The organism is Paenibacillus sp. 01T431 (assembly GCF_056398625.1).
On the sequence record NZ_JBFTPT010000037.1, the window covers coordinates 1 to 14,421 of the forward strand.

At 42.5% G+C, this 14,421-nt stretch carries 11 protein-coding genes; 10 read left to right on the forward strand and 1 reads right to left on the reverse strand.

What is annotated here, in order from left to right:
* Positions 1-11: 11 nt before the first annotated feature.
* Both AC1DM9_RS33695 and map read left to right on the forward strand, forming a co-directional pair.
* Positions 12-104 carry an IS3 family transposase gene (locus AC1DM9_RS33695; RefSeq protein WP_477510785.1) on the forward strand — a complete coding sequence of 31 codons (93 nt, stop codon included), beginning with the start codon at positions 12-14 and terminating at the stop codon, positions 102-104.
* A gap of 158 nt (positions 105-262) precedes the next feature.
* Complete coding sequence (gene map, locus AC1DM9_RS33700; RefSeq protein ID WP_441883142.1) at positions 263-1,009, forward strand: type I methionyl aminopeptidase; 747 nt, start codon at positions 263-265, stop codon at positions 1,007-1,009.
* Between the two features lie 186 nt (positions 1,010-1,195).
* On the opposite strand, the gene AC1DM9_RS33705 is transcribed toward map, so the two are convergent.
* Positions 1,196-2,422, reverse strand: a complete 1,227-nt coding sequence (locus AC1DM9_RS33705; RefSeq protein ID WP_477584381.1) for an MFS transporter — start codon at positions 2,420-2,422, stop codon at positions 1,196-1,198.
* A 244-nt stretch (positions 2,423-2,666) separates the two neighbouring features.
* Between AC1DM9_RS33705 and AC1DM9_RS33710 the strand changes: the two genes are divergently transcribed.
* The 8 genes from AC1DM9_RS33710 to AC1DM9_RS33745 all read left to right on the forward strand — a co-directional run bounded on the left by AC1DM9_RS33710 (position 2,667) and on the right by AC1DM9_RS33745 (position 14,173).
* A complete protein-coding gene (locus AC1DM9_RS33710) occupies positions 2,667-3,431 on the forward strand; it encodes a DUF4304 domain-containing protein (protein WP_477584383.1) in 765 nt (254 codons plus the stop codon).
* 276 nt (positions 3,432-3,707) lie between these two features.
* Positions 3,708-4,655 (forward strand): ABC transporter permease, encoded by a 948-nt coding sequence (locus AC1DM9_RS33715; protein WP_339209232.1) that lies wholly within the window; start codon positions 3,708-3,710, stop codon positions 4,653-4,655.
* Between the two features lie 13 nt (positions 4,656-4,668).
* Positions 4,669-5,538, forward strand: a complete 870-nt coding sequence (locus tag AC1DM9_RS33720) for a carbohydrate ABC transporter permease (protein WP_477584385.1) — start codon at positions 4,669-4,671, stop codon at positions 5,536-5,538.
* A gap of 65 nt (positions 5,539-5,603) precedes the next feature.
* The gene (locus AC1DM9_RS33725; RefSeq protein WP_441883136.1) at positions 5,604-7,193 is read left to right on the forward strand and encodes an extracellular solute-binding protein; all 1,590 of its coding nucleotides are present in this window, start codon (positions 5,604-5,606) and stop codon (positions 7,191-7,193) included.
* A 77-nt stretch (positions 7,194-7,270) separates the two neighbouring features.
* Positions 7,271-9,010: a sensor histidine kinase gene (locus tag AC1DM9_RS33730; RefSeq protein WP_477584387.1), complete on the forward strand. Its 1,740-nt coding sequence runs from the start codon at positions 7,271-7,273 to the stop codon at positions 9,008-9,010.
* A complete protein-coding gene (locus tag AC1DM9_RS33735; protein ID WP_477584389.1) occupies positions 9,010-10,632 on the forward strand; it encodes an AraC family transcriptional regulator in 1,623 nt (540 codons plus the stop codon). The genes AC1DM9_RS33730 and AC1DM9_RS33735 overlap by 1 nt, the downstream gene beginning before the upstream one ends.
* 99 nt (positions 10,633-10,731) lie before the next feature.
* Positions 10,732-12,957, forward strand: a complete 2,226-nt coding sequence (locus AC1DM9_RS33740; RefSeq protein ID WP_477584391.1) for an FAD-dependent oxidoreductase — start codon at positions 10,732-10,734, stop codon at positions 12,955-12,957.
* 7 nt (positions 12,958-12,964) lie between these two features.
* A complete protein-coding gene (locus AC1DM9_RS33745; RefSeq protein ID WP_477584393.1) occupies positions 12,965-14,173 on the forward strand; it encodes an SGNH/GDSL hydrolase family protein in 1,209 nt (402 codons plus the stop codon).
* The last annotated feature ends 248 nt before the right edge of the window (positions 14,174-14,421 follow it).

The following is a 14,421-nucleotide window of genomic DNA, read 5'->3' on the forward strand; positions in this document are numbered from 1 at the left end:
TTGAACGGGACATTGAAGCCTACATTCACTTTTACAATTACGAACGATTACAGGCGAAACTAAACGGCCTCAGTCCAATGGAGTTTAGGACTAAGGCCGTTTAACAGGTTTTATTATTTGTAATGTCTACTTGACGGGGTGCAGTTCAGATTGGTAATCGCATCAAAAGCTCACCTAATTACTACAATAATTAAATATTCTATTGTGTGTTAAAATAAATTTGAATTAAATAAAGTTTAGATGGAAAATGGAGGAGCTTTTTATGACAATAGAATCACAAAACGATATTGATGGTCTGAAAGAAATTGGCAAAATCGTTGCTTTGACGATTAATGAAATGAAACGTCACACGCGAGTTGGAATTACGACAAAGGAACTGGATGATATTGGGGGGCGGATTTTGAAAAGTCATGGGGCTGTGTCGGCGCCTCAGATAACTTACAATTTCCCTGGCAACACATGTATTAGTGTTAACCACGAAGTTGCACACGGAATACCGGGAAATCGAATCATCCAACCGGGCGATTTAATAAACATCGATGTTTCTGCAGAACTTTGCGGCTATTTTGCGGATGCTGGACATTCTTTTCCGATAGCTCCATATGAGCCATCACTAATGCGTCTGTGTCAATACACACACCATACAATGATGAAAGTAATCTCTTCACTTAAGCATGGAGTGAAATTGAACGAAATCGGAAGGATTATTGAAATCGAGGCTAAAAAAGGCGGCTATAATATAATTAAGGATCTGTGCAGCCATGGTATTGGCAAATCTCTGCACGAGGCCCCAGTAGAGATTCTACCCGTTTATAACAAGCACGATAAACGGGTATTGAAAGAGGGCATGGTAATTACAATCGAGCCCTTTTTATCTACAGGTGCTGGGTATGTCGTTGAGCAGCCGGATGGATGGACTTTATGTACCCCCGACAATAGCTTTGCAGCACAACATGAACATACCATAATCATAACAAAGGATCAGCCAATAATCGTGACTGCAGCATAGACCATTAGATGAGTCCGTTATTTTGCGTTGGTTACGATAACGGATGAAGTCAGATTAAAAAAAAACGACAGTCTAAGTTTTAATTTTCAATCCACACGGTTATTATTTCTTAGATTCTAGGGACAGGATTGAGACTGTCGGAGGTAACGTAAGTAATCAATGTAGCTACTGTAATTTCATATTGTGTTATATACCATTTATGGACATCCGTTTTAGAAGAGCGGATATGTCCATTTTTATTGTAAAAATAAAAAGAGACAGAGATGGTAGGTCTTTTTTTTTCATGTATTTCGTCCGGTGAAAGAGCACAGTAACATATAATACTATCGGTCCGATAATATTGCCCATGCTGGTAAAGGCAGAGTTAAGTCCTGCCACATATCCCTGCTGTTCATGCGCAACCATGGACATTTGCGTGCTAATAGCGGGGCGTAAAATATCAATGGACAAAAATATAACAAAAGTAACTGCAAAAATCAGCCAATATTGATGAACGAACAACGTCAGCAGGACGAACACCCCTGAAGCGAGCAGACAAAGTGTAATGACCCGCTTTTCGCCGAAACGGTTGATGAGCCAGCCGAAAATGGATAACTGAATGACTGCGCCTCCAATGGACGCAAAGGTGAAAATGAAAGCAATATCCTTCGGTGTGAAGCCGAGCTTATGGTCGACGAAGAGGCCGAATACTGCTTCATAATTGGCAAGCCCAAAGGACATGACGAAAACAAGGAGTAAGTTTATAAAATAGGGTTCGCGGTAAGCGAAACGCAACTGTTGGAGCAGACTCTTTTGGGGCTCCCGATTAGACATTGCCTTTTCGCTAATCTCATCTTTTTTTACAGTAGATGGCATCGATTCCCGCAGAACAACTGTTGTAAGAACTGCAGCGACCAGGCCGGCAATCCCTGCAGCATAGAACGGTACGCGAATGCCGAACTCCGCAAGATAGCCTCCAATACCAGGACCAATAATGAAGCCAGTCAAAAAGGAAGCATTGATAAAACCCATCCCTTTGGCACGTTCTTCCTCGGTAGTAACATCTGCCGCGTAGGCAATAACTGCAGGCATGATGAACGCTCCGCTAATGCCGCCCATCATCCGGGATACAAAGAGCAGCAGAGCAGAATCAGCCAAACCGAATATAACTTCGGCGCAAGCGAAGACCATCATTCCGGCAACAATGATGCGCTTGCGTCCGAAGGAATCGGATAACCGTCCCGCCAGTGGTGAGAAAACCAGCTGTGTAAATGCGAAGGAGGCGGTAAGCAAGCCGGCAGTGCTGCCGTTGATATCAAGCATTGTGATGTATTTTGGTATAACTGGAATGACCAGTCCGATACCAGCAAAGACCAAAAATAAATTAAACATCAGAAGCAGCATGGCTCCCCGATTTTTGAGCAATAAAGCCATCTAAATTCTCCTCTAACTCGCTTACTGAGTATTTACTTCAAATACATTTCTTTCTCAGATGCCAGCCTAACCTATTGCAAAGACCACCCATCATAAACCTATCCATTTTCACTCCTTACTTTGTAAATATATATGTATATAAAGTATAAAAACAAATGTATTATACAATTATTTCAGTGTCAACAAATACTTTGTAAAATAATTTGTTTACTATGTGGAGAAAATTCATTAGCAAATCAATTTTATGTTTGGACAAGCTGGAAATTATGAAGTAATATTCAATAATTATCTTCCGTTTTATTTGTACAAGTATTTAGTAGTCGTAATAGAAGAAAATATCTTTGAAACTCTTAACAAAATTGTAATGGAAACGATTAATCTTATAGGAGGGATCATGTTGCAGCAGCTCTTTAACGATATGATTAAGCTTGACGTTAAGCCGTTCCTTTCCAAGCGTGGCTTCATGAGGAAGAGTTTGAATTTCAATAAGACGACAGAAAACCTTATCTACATGTTCAATTTCCAAAAGTCTTCTGGCAATTCAGCGGACAATGTAATGTTTTATGTGAACTGCGGTATTTATGCACCGGATTTGGCACTGATACAATCGAGGGAAATTCTGACTGCTCCCCAAGTAGCGGAGTGTCACTTCAGAGCAAGAATTGGAGAAATTGTTGAGTCTGTTCCAGATCGTTTTTCAATCACTCCTGATACGAATATGGATGATTTAAGAAAAACGCTGTTAAGTGGAGTAGAAGAGGTTATTCATTTCTATGATACGATGACCAGTGCCAGATCCCTTGTTGATTATTACACTTCAGGTCCATTTCTACATCTGGGTGAAGAGAGCTTTCATTTACTGTTACAATCCAATGATATAGCAGCGGCTAAACATTATTTGAAGGCATTGCAGGAAAAGTACGGAACAGAAAAGCGATGGACTATATTCGAAAATAAATATAAAACCATCTTCAATAAATACGATGTGGAATTTGATAAACACCTCTGATCTGATACGAACAAATGAATAGTGTAAATAGAAGTTTTGCCGCCTATAAGGCGGTTTTTTTTATTTTTAAAGGATAAATAATCGATTGGTGCCTTCACCTTCGTTGTAAAGCACAGTAGAGAATTACTTTATTGAGCAGATCTTAGAAGAAATCTTTTACTTAGAACTGTCGATAGCCCACTTACTTAATATCTTATAAGAAATTCTTGAAATGACAGAAATTTATCTGATAGGGGGGTGCTATTATACAAATATAAATAAAGACGAGGTGATGACATGCAATCGAAATTGGCAGCGGAAGCTATTCCCCTCTCCAAAAAGCGGAATTCGTGGTTAAGGACCATACAAAAGTATAAAGTGATGTACCTTCTATTAATTCCGGCATTGGTTTATTTTGCCGTATTCAAATACATCCCATTGGCCGGAATCATTATTGCTTTTAAAAACTACAATCTGGCTTTGGGGTTATGGGATAGCCCGTGGGTCGGATTCAAAAATTTCACAGATTTTATTAACGGCGTTTATTTCTGGGACATCATGAGAAACACGATAATTATATCGTTGTATAAGCTATTGTTCGGTTTCTCCGCTCCCATCGCACTTGCTTTGCTTCTTAATGAAGTTCATACCCAATGGTTTAAGAAAATCGTACAAACCATTACTTATTTACCCCATTTTCTGTCTTGGGTCATTGTTTATGGATTGATGGTTGCATTATTGGCTCCGGGTGATGGCCTTTTCAATATGATTTTGAAGGAAAACGGTTTTGATCCCATCTCCTTCTTAACGGAGCCTGCTTGGGGAAGACTGCTGGTCATCTCGTCTGAAATATGGAAGGACATCGGTTGGGGAGCGATACTATACCTTGCCGCATTATCAGGGATTGACCCAAGCTTATATGAAGCAGCTCGAATGGATGGCGCTTCCAAATCGAGACAGCTCTGGCATGTAACCTTGCCCGGCATTCGAGGAGTCATTATTCTGATGCTCATTCTTAAATTGAGCCATATTCTGGACGCTGGTTTTGACCAAATCTTCATGTTTGCCAATACTTTTAACCAGGAGAAAATCGATATTATTGACACATGGGTATACCGCGAGGGGCTGGAGCGTCTTAAGATTGGCCTCGCAACTGCTGTGGGATTGTTTAAAGCTGTCATCGGATTTATTTTAGTATTGGCTGCAAACAAGCTTGCCAAAAAATTCGATGGGCAAATTTGGTGAGGTGGTATGAGATATGATTAAGCTGACGATCGGGGAAAAGGTATGGCAATCAACCGTTTATTTTATTCTTATTGTGCTATCGCTGCTTTGCTTGCTTCCCTTTTTATATGTGGTCGCTGTTTCGGTAACTCCGGAATCGGAAGTTTTAAGAAGAGGGATTGTGATTATACCAGAATCCTTTACCTTTGCAGCCTATAAGGAAGTATTCATTTCTAATGGCATAGGGCAGGCGTATAAAATAACGCTGTTCCGAACAATTGTAGGCACGGCGTTAAATGTGTTTTTTACGGTAATCGCGGCGTACCCGTTATCCAAAAAATATTTGCCGGGACGCAGTCCGTTTTTATTATTCATTGTGTTTACGATGATGTTTAGCGGGGGATTAATTCCGACTTATTTGTTAATCCGCTCTTTGGGGATGTTAAATAGTCCATGGGTTTTAATTATTCCGCATCTCATTAGTGCATTTAATCTGGTGATCATTAAAGGCTTTTTCGAGCAATTGCCTGCTGAAATTGAGGAATCGGCGAGAGTAGACGGCGCAAGTGAACTTCAGTCGCTATGGAAAATCATTTTACCGCTCTCCATGCCTGTCCTCGCCACGATTTCCCTATTTTACGCAGTAGGGCATTGGAACAGTTATTTCGATGCGATTGTGTATATCAATGATGCGAATTTAATGCCGCTTCAAGTTGTCTTGCGCAACATTCTGCTTAACATTGCAAATCAAAGTGCTGAGTCGATGGCCAATACCGGAACGGTTAGCCAGTTCGCTGTTCAAATGGCTGCTGTTGTCGTGACTACGGTCCCCATTTTGATCGTGTATCCATTTATGCAAAAGCATTTTACCAAGGGTATGCTCATGGGATCGATTAAAGGTTAATAAGCAAATCTTATCTAGGTTGTTACGGGAAACCGTGATAATATACAAGCAAAGGAGAGGTCAATATGCAAAGAACAAAGATATCATTTGCCATTCTGGCTGCTATTGTAGGGCTCGGAACGCTATTGTCGGGATGTGGGGATCAAGAAGAGGAGGTCAAGCCTACAGCTTCGAGCAGTTCACCATCCACGGATAACCCGTTTGCGAAAAAAATGAAAATCACGATGTTTAACCAAGGCACGTTCAACGCTGCCGCTCCGATTCCTCCACGCGATGAAGACATTCAACGGCAAATGCTGGAGAAGGCAATGAACATCGACTTGGATATGACGATTCCTCAAGCTGGGCAATCAACAACCAAACTAAATACGCTTATTGCAGGCGGGGATATCCCGGATTTGCTTTTCTTGAAGAGTCGGTCCGATCTCGCGCAATATTATGATCAAGGTGTTCTTGCGGATTTGACACCGTATTTGGATCAATTCCCTGAACTTCAGAAACGTTTTAGCAGCGACTCCTGGGAGGCGATGTCCTATCAAGGGAAAACCATTGGAGTTCCAGGTTATGATAATGTAAACGGTATCAGCCGAAGCTTCTTCATCCGCAACGATTGGTTGAAAAAGCTGAATATGGAAGTGCCAACGACACCTGACGAGCTGTTTGAAGTCATGAAAGCCTTTACAGAGAAAGACCCGGACGGAAACGGCAAAAACGATACGTACGGATTCATCGGCGGCATGAATAAAGAGGGCAGTTTGCAAACCTACGGCTTCGATAGCTTGATGTGGATGTTTGGTGTCAACCCTCCATCAGCCATTGAAGTGAAAGATAATGAACCGGTATTTCTATTTATCGATCCCAAAATGAAAGAAGCGCTTGCTTACATTAATAAAATGATGGCAGCCAATGTAGTAGACCCCGATTGGGTGACGATGACTTCGCCTGATTTGTTGGACCAAAAGCTATTTAAAGGGAAAGTCGGCTTCATGATCAGGGATGCGCGCAGGTTGGAGCCGGATTATCAGCAGAAAATGAAAGAAATCAGTGGAGAGGTGCCGGAATGGATCGTTATTCCTCCAATGATAGGTCCTTACGGCGATCAAATCGTAGAGAGAAAATCGTTCCAAGGCAATTCATGGGCCATCTCCAAGAAAGCGGATAAGGACAAAATCATTCGGATCTTGTCCATGCTGAATTATCTCTTTACGGACGAAGAAGCCTATCCGAATTTTGCATACGGAATCAAAGGAATTCATTGGGATGTAGTGGACGGCAAGATCAAAAATAAAACGTCCGAATTATCGAAGGAAATGAAAGAAAAGTACCTATGGGTCGATCATTACAGAATGCCGCGCCGTGGTGACGATGCCGAGTACTTCAGCTTCCAGAATCCTAAGACGGCAGAAGCTTTCGTGAACAACCAGCAATATGTGGGGCCAACGTTGCCTGGAAACTTATTGACCGCAGACCCTAGCGATACCTTGGCAACTGACCGCTCGCGTTTTATTAATGAAAGCTTAGTCAAATTTATGACGGGCAAAGACCCTCTATCCAATTGGGACAATTTCCTCCAAACGTTGGATACCAAGTTTGACATGAAAAAATATAAGGAAACAGCAATCAAGCAATTTAAAGAAGCAGGCTTAATCAAGTAAATGAACGAAGAGAGTGGCTATTCGTAGCCCCTCTCTTTATTGTCATTTTAATACAGACTCAAAAAGGAAGATGCGCAATGCGAAGAAGAATCAGCTTGCCTTTAAAATTATTTTTTATCGTGTTTGCGTTTGTATTAGGCTGCATAATCTTGATAAGCCAATTGTCCTATCGCTATGTCCAAAAGGAAATAAGAACCAATGACATCTTCTACACCAACCAAATACTTGACAAGGTCGATCAGTATTTCACCGTTAATTTTTCCTCCTTCCAGACGATCCTGTTCTCGGTCGAAACATCGGTGAAAGCCAACATAGACAATACGGAAGTAATCAAAAAGCAATTAAGAGAGCTATATGAACTCAACAGCAATTACGTCAGTAATATTTATTTGATCAAAAGCGATTTATCCATTGTAGGCGGAAGCACGCCTACCCGTATTTTTGATGAACCGTTAGCGGAAAGAGAGCCTTTATTTCATGCGGCCGACAAGAACAGAAGGACGACCTTCGTCAGTGATCCTTACAAATCAAAGTATTCCGGCTGGACAGTTACGATGGTTCGATATCTGAATGGCGCTCCGTTTCCGATGGCCATTGCCGTAGATTTGGATCTAAATGCTATTGAAGAAACCTTGTTCAAGATTAATAAGCAGGAACAAATGAATTTGGCTCTGATCACCGCATCGGGTAAGATCATTGCCGGATTTTCGGAAAATAGAGGACCGCTGAATGTTCAAGATCATACTTTTTCAATCGGGGAAACGTCAGCAGAACAAATTCTGGATACGGCAGAAACAACCCTTCAACTGCATACCAAGGACGGCATGCCGGTCTCCCTTCTGAAAAAACCGACGGAGAAATTCAATTGGACCATTATTTCGATCAATGATGAATCACGCTTGAAAGCCGCTTTGTCCAGATTGGAAACCTATTATATCGAGCTTCTAGCCGCAGGTCTTCTCTTAAGTTTGTTCGTTTCTTTTTTTATTGCCAAGTATATAAGGACTCCGCTCTATGCGCTCAAATCAAAAATGAAACGGGTGGAACAAGGCATCCTTACAACGACAATAACGATTAAACGAAACGATGAGTTCGGAGATCTCTCCCGCGCCTTCGACCGTATGCTGCAGCAAATTGTGGAATTGATACGACGAGCGGAGCTTCATAATGAGCTTGAGCGAAAGCTGGAGATTCAAGTGCTGCAGTCTCAAATCAACCCTCATTTTCTGTATAACACGCTTGGTTCGATCAGCAATGTTATTCGTCTCGGACAAATAGAGAAAGTAGATGTGGTAATCGGATCGCTCATTTCATTATTGGAATATGGGATAGATGACGCTTCAGAGAAGGTTTCCCTACATCAGGAATTACGAAATGTAGCGGACTATATCGAGATCCAGAACATCCGGTATAACAGAAACTTCCAATTGATTGAAAATATCGAAGCAGGGTTAATAGATTTCCCAGTTTTTCGAATGCTGCTGCAGCCCCTTGTGGAGAATAGTATCTTCCATGGCTATAACGGAGGAGGGATCGAAGGACCGATAACAATTCATGCGTACAGGGAGGGAAGCATCATCATCATCGAAGTCGTTGATCAAGGCGAGGGAATTCCAGCTGATAAAATAAAACATATTTTAGTTTCAGAACCGAGTGATGTGGAAGTGAAAAGGAAAAGAATCGGGTTAAATAATATTCATGGCCGAATTAGACTTCACTACGGAGAACAATACGGGCTCCAAATCGTTAGCATACCTAAGGAAATAACTCGGGTACGCGCCATATTCCCAGCAGACTTGCTAAAAGGAGAAACATAATGGTGAGAAACTATACCTGCTTCATTGTTGACGATGAAGACCTGATCATTCAAAGATTGGAATTGTTTTTTAACGAGCTCTCTCATAGGGATAAGCGATTTGTTCTAGTGGGAAAAGCGAATAATGGGCTGAATGGGATCGAGGAAATTTTAAAGCTTAAGCCGGATATCGTAATATCCGATATCGTTATGCCAAGAATGGATGGAATCTCCATGATTGAGCAGCTAAAGCCGGAGCTCCCCCATACCCAATACATCCTTTTGACCGCCTATTCATCCTTTGAATACGCCCAGCGAGCTATTCATGCCAATGTATTGGAGTATATTGTTAAAGTTCCGCTGAGGGAAGCGGATTTAGATCGGGCCTTATCTAAGGCGGCTGGGATTTTAAATGAGGTGAAGAAAAAAGAAGCGGAATTTCAATCGTTAAACGTTTCCGTGCTTGAAAATAAATATAGAGTCCGAAAGCAATTTTTTAACGAGCTGATCAGAGGCGAAATTCCTTCCCATCGGGCATCGGATTTTGCCAATCGCATGCAGTTCCATTTCTTTCAAGCCAACTATTGCTGCTTCATTGTTGAAATGAATACGTATGAAAGTTTCCGGAACGAATACTCAGCCGCTGATCAAAACATATTGAAATATGCGATGACGAATGTAATCGAGGAAACGGTGATGAATGGTGGAAGCGGCGTAGCTGCGGATCTGTCCGATAATCGTTTTATTGGTTTTCTTTCTTGGGAAAATAACCGCAGTGATATGGAAACGGAATATGCTTGCCAATCATTGGGAGGGCAGATCGTCTCTCATTTGCAGCAATATTTGAATCAAAGGGTATCCGTCGCTTTTGGAGGTCCGCATCGAGGCTGGGAATCGATCAAACAAGCGTACACGGAAGCTAAAAATGTGAGTGAGGATTTCTATTATCATACAGAGAAAATAGTAAAAACACCCATGCATCGGTTCCCATACCATAATGACAAAAAAGCAGACTTTCAGCAGAAATTAGCTGATTTTCTTATGTGGGTGAAAAGGAAGATTTCCAAGGAAGAGCTGGAGAAAGAACTTGCTGATTTGAACCAATTTGTTTCGGACCATAAAATCCATAAGTCTATCATGGCACCCATGCTTCGAGACTTGTATAGAGACATTACTATAAAGTTTAAATCAGGGAACAAGCTGGCCACAGAAGTAGCAGAATTCCCCATGGAATTTATGGCATTTCAAGAGCAGCTTGCCTATATTGGCGACTTCACATTCGAATATGTCCATGCTGGCCAGCTATTACATCGTGCAGAAATCATGAGTGCTATGCAGTTTATAGAAAAAAATCTGAAACAGCGATTAACGCTGGAGGCTATTGCCGAGGATGTGAATTTAGCTCCGTCGTATTTTAGCAGCTTATTCAAAAAAACAATGAACGAAGGCGTGATTAGCTACATCAACCGTAAAAAAATTCAATTAGCTCTCGAGCTGTTGAATGTTCAGGATTATTCTTTATTGGAATTGTGCGAGGAAGTAGGAATCGTCAATGAAGGTTACTTTTGCAAACTATTTAAAGAATATACGGGTGAGACTCCTAAGCAATACCGGATAAAAATGACACGGTACGAATCCAAATAAGGTTGCAAAAAATGTATGATTTTTTCGCGAAATCATGTAAAAAAAAGGGGACCAAAACAATTACCATGATAGAAGGATCTAATCATGGAGGTTATCAAAATGGAGCTTATAAAAGCAGATGTAACCGTCGTAGGCGGAGGTATTGCTGGAATTTGTGCTGCTATTGCTGCCGCACGCCAAGGGCTGCAGGTTTCACTAATTAATGATCGGCCGGTTCTTGGAGGAAATGCGAGCAGCGAGGTCAGGGTTCATATCAACGGGTCGGCATATCTCGGAAACAGTCCATCCTATTATGCTCGTGAGGGCGGGTTGGTAGAAGAACTCAAGCTGAAGATCTTTCATTATAATCCGTTATACAACAAGAAGCTTATGCTTTCGCTTTCGGATACGGTCTTGCTCGACATGGTTTATGCTGAGCCTAATATTTCTCTATTCCTGAATACATGCGTGCATGAAACGGGGATGGAGAACGGCAGAATTCAATGGGTGGAAGGCCTTCAACTCGCTTCTGAAAGAAAATTTCGTTTTGAAAGCCGAACCTACATCGATTGCTCCGGCGATGGAATTGTTGGTTATCAAGCAGGTGCTCACTTCCGTTGGGGAAGAGAGGCGAAGCATGAATACAAGGAGGATTTGGCTCCTGAAGTGGCGGATCATTACACCATGGGCGATACGATTCTGTTTCAAGCTCGTAACGTAGACTATTCCGTTCCATACAAAAGACCTGGCTTTGCGTATGATATTACGAAGTTGCCATTTTTTGATAGTATTAGAAAAGGCTTAAACCATCGCTCTTTTCCAAGGAAAATCAACGGTCTTGGCGGATTGTGGTGGCTCGAATACGGCGGGCACATGGATATTATTAAGAATAATGAAGACATCGCATTGGAACTGCGTAAATTGGTATACGGGATTTGGGATTATATCAAAAATAGCGGCGAGTTTGATGATGTGGACAATCTCATCCTGGATTATGTATGCCCGATTCCGGGAAAGCGGGAGTCGAGGCGGTTCATAGGGGAGCACATGCTTTCTCAGAACGATCTTACAGCAAAGCCTCATTTCGAGGATGCAGTATCTGTCGGAGGCTGGTATATGGATCTGCATGCGAATAAAGGCATCTACGATGAGGGGCCGGCTACAGCGTGGAATTTCGTGCCGGGATTGTATAATATCCCTTTCCGCAGCTTATTTTCACACAATATTCCTAATCTCATGTTCGCTGGCCGCAATATAAGCGCTACCCATGTCGCTTTCGGGTCTACAAGGGTTATGGCAACCTGCGGTTGTATGGGGCAGGCGGTAGGAACGGCTGCTGCATTATGCTTAAAATACGAGGCAGACCCCGCGGAAATAGTCACAGCCCATATGGGTGAGCTTCAAGCGCAGCTGCTTCGAGACGGGCAAACGATTGTAGGGCTTCAAGAGGAGTTGGATCCTTATTTCGCTGACGGATTAACGATTCATGCCTCGTCTCAGCGAAGCTATGATAATCTTCATTCAACCGAAGAGATTTCCTTGGAGAACGCGTTATGTTTGGTCTTGCCGATTCAGACATCCACGGCTGAAAGCGTACGAATCAAAATTAAAAATAGATCTGAACATTCAGAAACTTTGCAAGTGAAGCTGTTTGGCGGGGAGCGGAAGGAAAACTATATTCCTGCCAGCGAGCTGAAAGATTACCGATTAGTTATAGCAGCAGGTCACGATGACTGGATTACGCTGGACCTCAGCTGCAAGAAGCCGGCTGACGACAAAATCTACATCGTACTGGAAGGTGCGGCGAGCCTTGCTGTATATGGAAATGAAGAGAAGTTGACAGGAGCGGTCAGCTTCCATTATAGGCCAGACGTTCCGTCTAAGCTGAAGAAGCTTAATAAGAACATTTGCTTCAAAGACCTGGTGCCATCCCAAAATATGTATAGCCCAGAGAATGTCGTCAATGGCTTTTCCAGACCTTATGGTCTGCCGAACGGTTGGATATCTGAACGTACGGAAGGACAGGAATGGTTGGAATTCTGCTTTGCAAGCCCCAAAAATGTGGAGGAAATCCATTTGGTGTTCAATTCACGGCTGGATTTGGAGCATTTCGACGATCCGATCGAGCTCCTTATCCAAGATTATGATGTGACCTTGACCTTAGAAGACGGAACCGAGAGTAAAATCATTATCCGCGGTAATTATCTGACACTGAATAAACATAAGGTGGATGCGAAAAGCGTAACCCGAATCCGGATTCATTTCTGTGCAACCTACGGTTCTCCTTACTATGAAGTGTTTGCTGTAAAATGCTTTGCTCCGAAATTAATAAGTGAGGGCAGGTGAAGTCGGGATGAAGGAACTATTCCCTCGAAGAGGGCTGCCTAATGTCATTTCGAAGTTGGAACATGGGGAAACTGTGACAATTGTCTATTTTGGCGGCAGCAATACGCGTTCTCAAGGATATAGGGTCATGACGGGAGATTGGCTTCAAAGTAAATATCCCAATTCGGAAATCCGCTCTGTGAACGCAGGCATTGATGGGACAGGATCAGACCTCGGCTGCGCCCGCTTGGAGACGGATGTACTGCGTCATCAGCCTGATCTCGTGTTTGTCGAATTTGTTGGTAACGATGGCGGAGTCCCTGAATCCAAGGCGCGGATCGAAGGAATTGTCCGACAGATCCGAAAACGAAGCCCATTTACCGACATTTTGTTCGTTTATACGCTGAAGGAGCGAGATCTGCCCTTATTTCAAGCTGGCGAATACCAGAAGGGGGCTATTATGCAGGAGGAAGTGGCTGATTATTATGGTATTCCTTCCATTCATCTGGGCGTAGCGGTCAGTCAATTGGTTTCCGATGGAAAGCTCATTTTCACCTCAAGGGCAGAACAGTCCAATCCAGGAGCCGTTATTTTTACGCATGATTCGGTCCATCCGACAATTCCCGAAGGGCATCAGATTTATACAGATACGATTACCCGGTCATTTGAGAAAATAAGCGAGCTTCGCGATCATCAGGGAAGATTGGAACATCACTTGCCTCGGAATTCGTTGGTCCCAGCTAATCCATGGGAGTATGCATCCATGCTGCCGCTGGATAATCTTACTCTTTTTTCGGAAGGATGGTCTTACATGACCCCCGATGATTTTGCGTTAGTGCGCGAGTACAATTGGTTGTTCCCTGGCCTATGGCGAGCTGTCGATCCTGGAGAGGCTATCACAGTGCAATTCGAGGGGACCCATATCGGGTTATTCGATATCGGGGGGCCTGATTCTGGCCGATTGAAGGTATCAGTTGATGGAGGTGAACCCTTCCTTATCGATCGATTCACACCCTATAACGATCATAATCGAAATCAATATGTTTTCTTGCCGGAGCTACCGAATGGGAAACATACGGTTCGCTTCGAAGTCGATCACGAGAAGACAGACAAAGCGGCCGTGTTTGAGGCAAGCGGCAATGCAAAAAGTATGGAACATGTTCGGCAGCATCCAGCTTGGTATGATCAAACGGTCATTCAGCTTGGGAAGCTGCTAGTGGTGCAGCCGCCATTATAATAGATTTGTCCACTTGGAAAACCTACATCCTATCTGACTGCAATTGAGCGGTCAATTAGGATGTAGGTTTCTTTTTTTTAGATATAAGAATTTTTGATAAAATATTTTATATGTTTCACGCGATAAAGTATTCTTCTATTTCTATGAGAAACGGATACCCTCCTCTTACATAGGACGGCGAAGCCGTTTCTTATCGCTTAAAATCTTATAAGAAATTGTTAAAATGAAAGAAATTTCATGGTGATGTG

Bases quoted from the DNA above. Each gene is read 5' to 3' on its own strand.
- AC1DM9_RS33720 (WP_477584385.1), top strand. From the start codon at position 4,669: ATGATTAAGCTGACGATCGGGGAAAAGGTATGGCAATCAACCGTTTAT.
- AC1DM9_RS33715 (WP_339209232.1), top strand. From the start codon at position 3,708: ATGCAATCGAAATTGGCAGCGGAAGCTATTCCCCTCTCCAAAAAGCGG.
- AC1DM9_RS33705 (WP_477584381.1), bottom strand. From the start codon at position 2,422: ATGGCTTTATTGCTCAAAAATCGGGGAGCCATGCTGCTTCTGATGTTT.
- AC1DM9_RS33710 (WP_477584383.1), top strand. From the start codon at position 2,667: ATGTTTGGACAAGCTGGAAATTATGAAGTAATATTCAATAATTATCTT.
- AC1DM9_RS33740 (WP_477584391.1), top strand. From the start codon at position 10,732: ATGGAGCTTATAAAAGCAGATGTAACCGTCGTAGGCGGAGGTATTGCT.
- AC1DM9_RS33745 (WP_477584393.1), top strand. From the start codon at position 12,965: ATGAAGGAACTATTCCCTCGAAGAGGGCTGCCTAATGTCATTTCGAAG.
- AC1DM9_RS33735 (WP_477584389.1), top strand. From the start codon at position 9,010: ATGGTGAGAAACTATACCTGCTTCATTGTTGACGATGAAGACCTGATC.
- AC1DM9_RS33725 (WP_441883136.1), top strand. From the start codon at position 5,604: ATGCAAAGAACAAAGATATCATTTGCCATTCTGGCTGCTATTGTAGGG.
- AC1DM9_RS33730 (WP_477584387.1), top strand. From the start codon at position 7,271: ATGCGAAGAAGAATCAGCTTGCCTTTAAAATTATTTTTTATCGTGTTT.
- map (WP_441883142.1), top strand. From the start codon at position 263: ATGACAATAGAATCACAAAACGATATTGATGGTCTGAAAGAAATTGGC.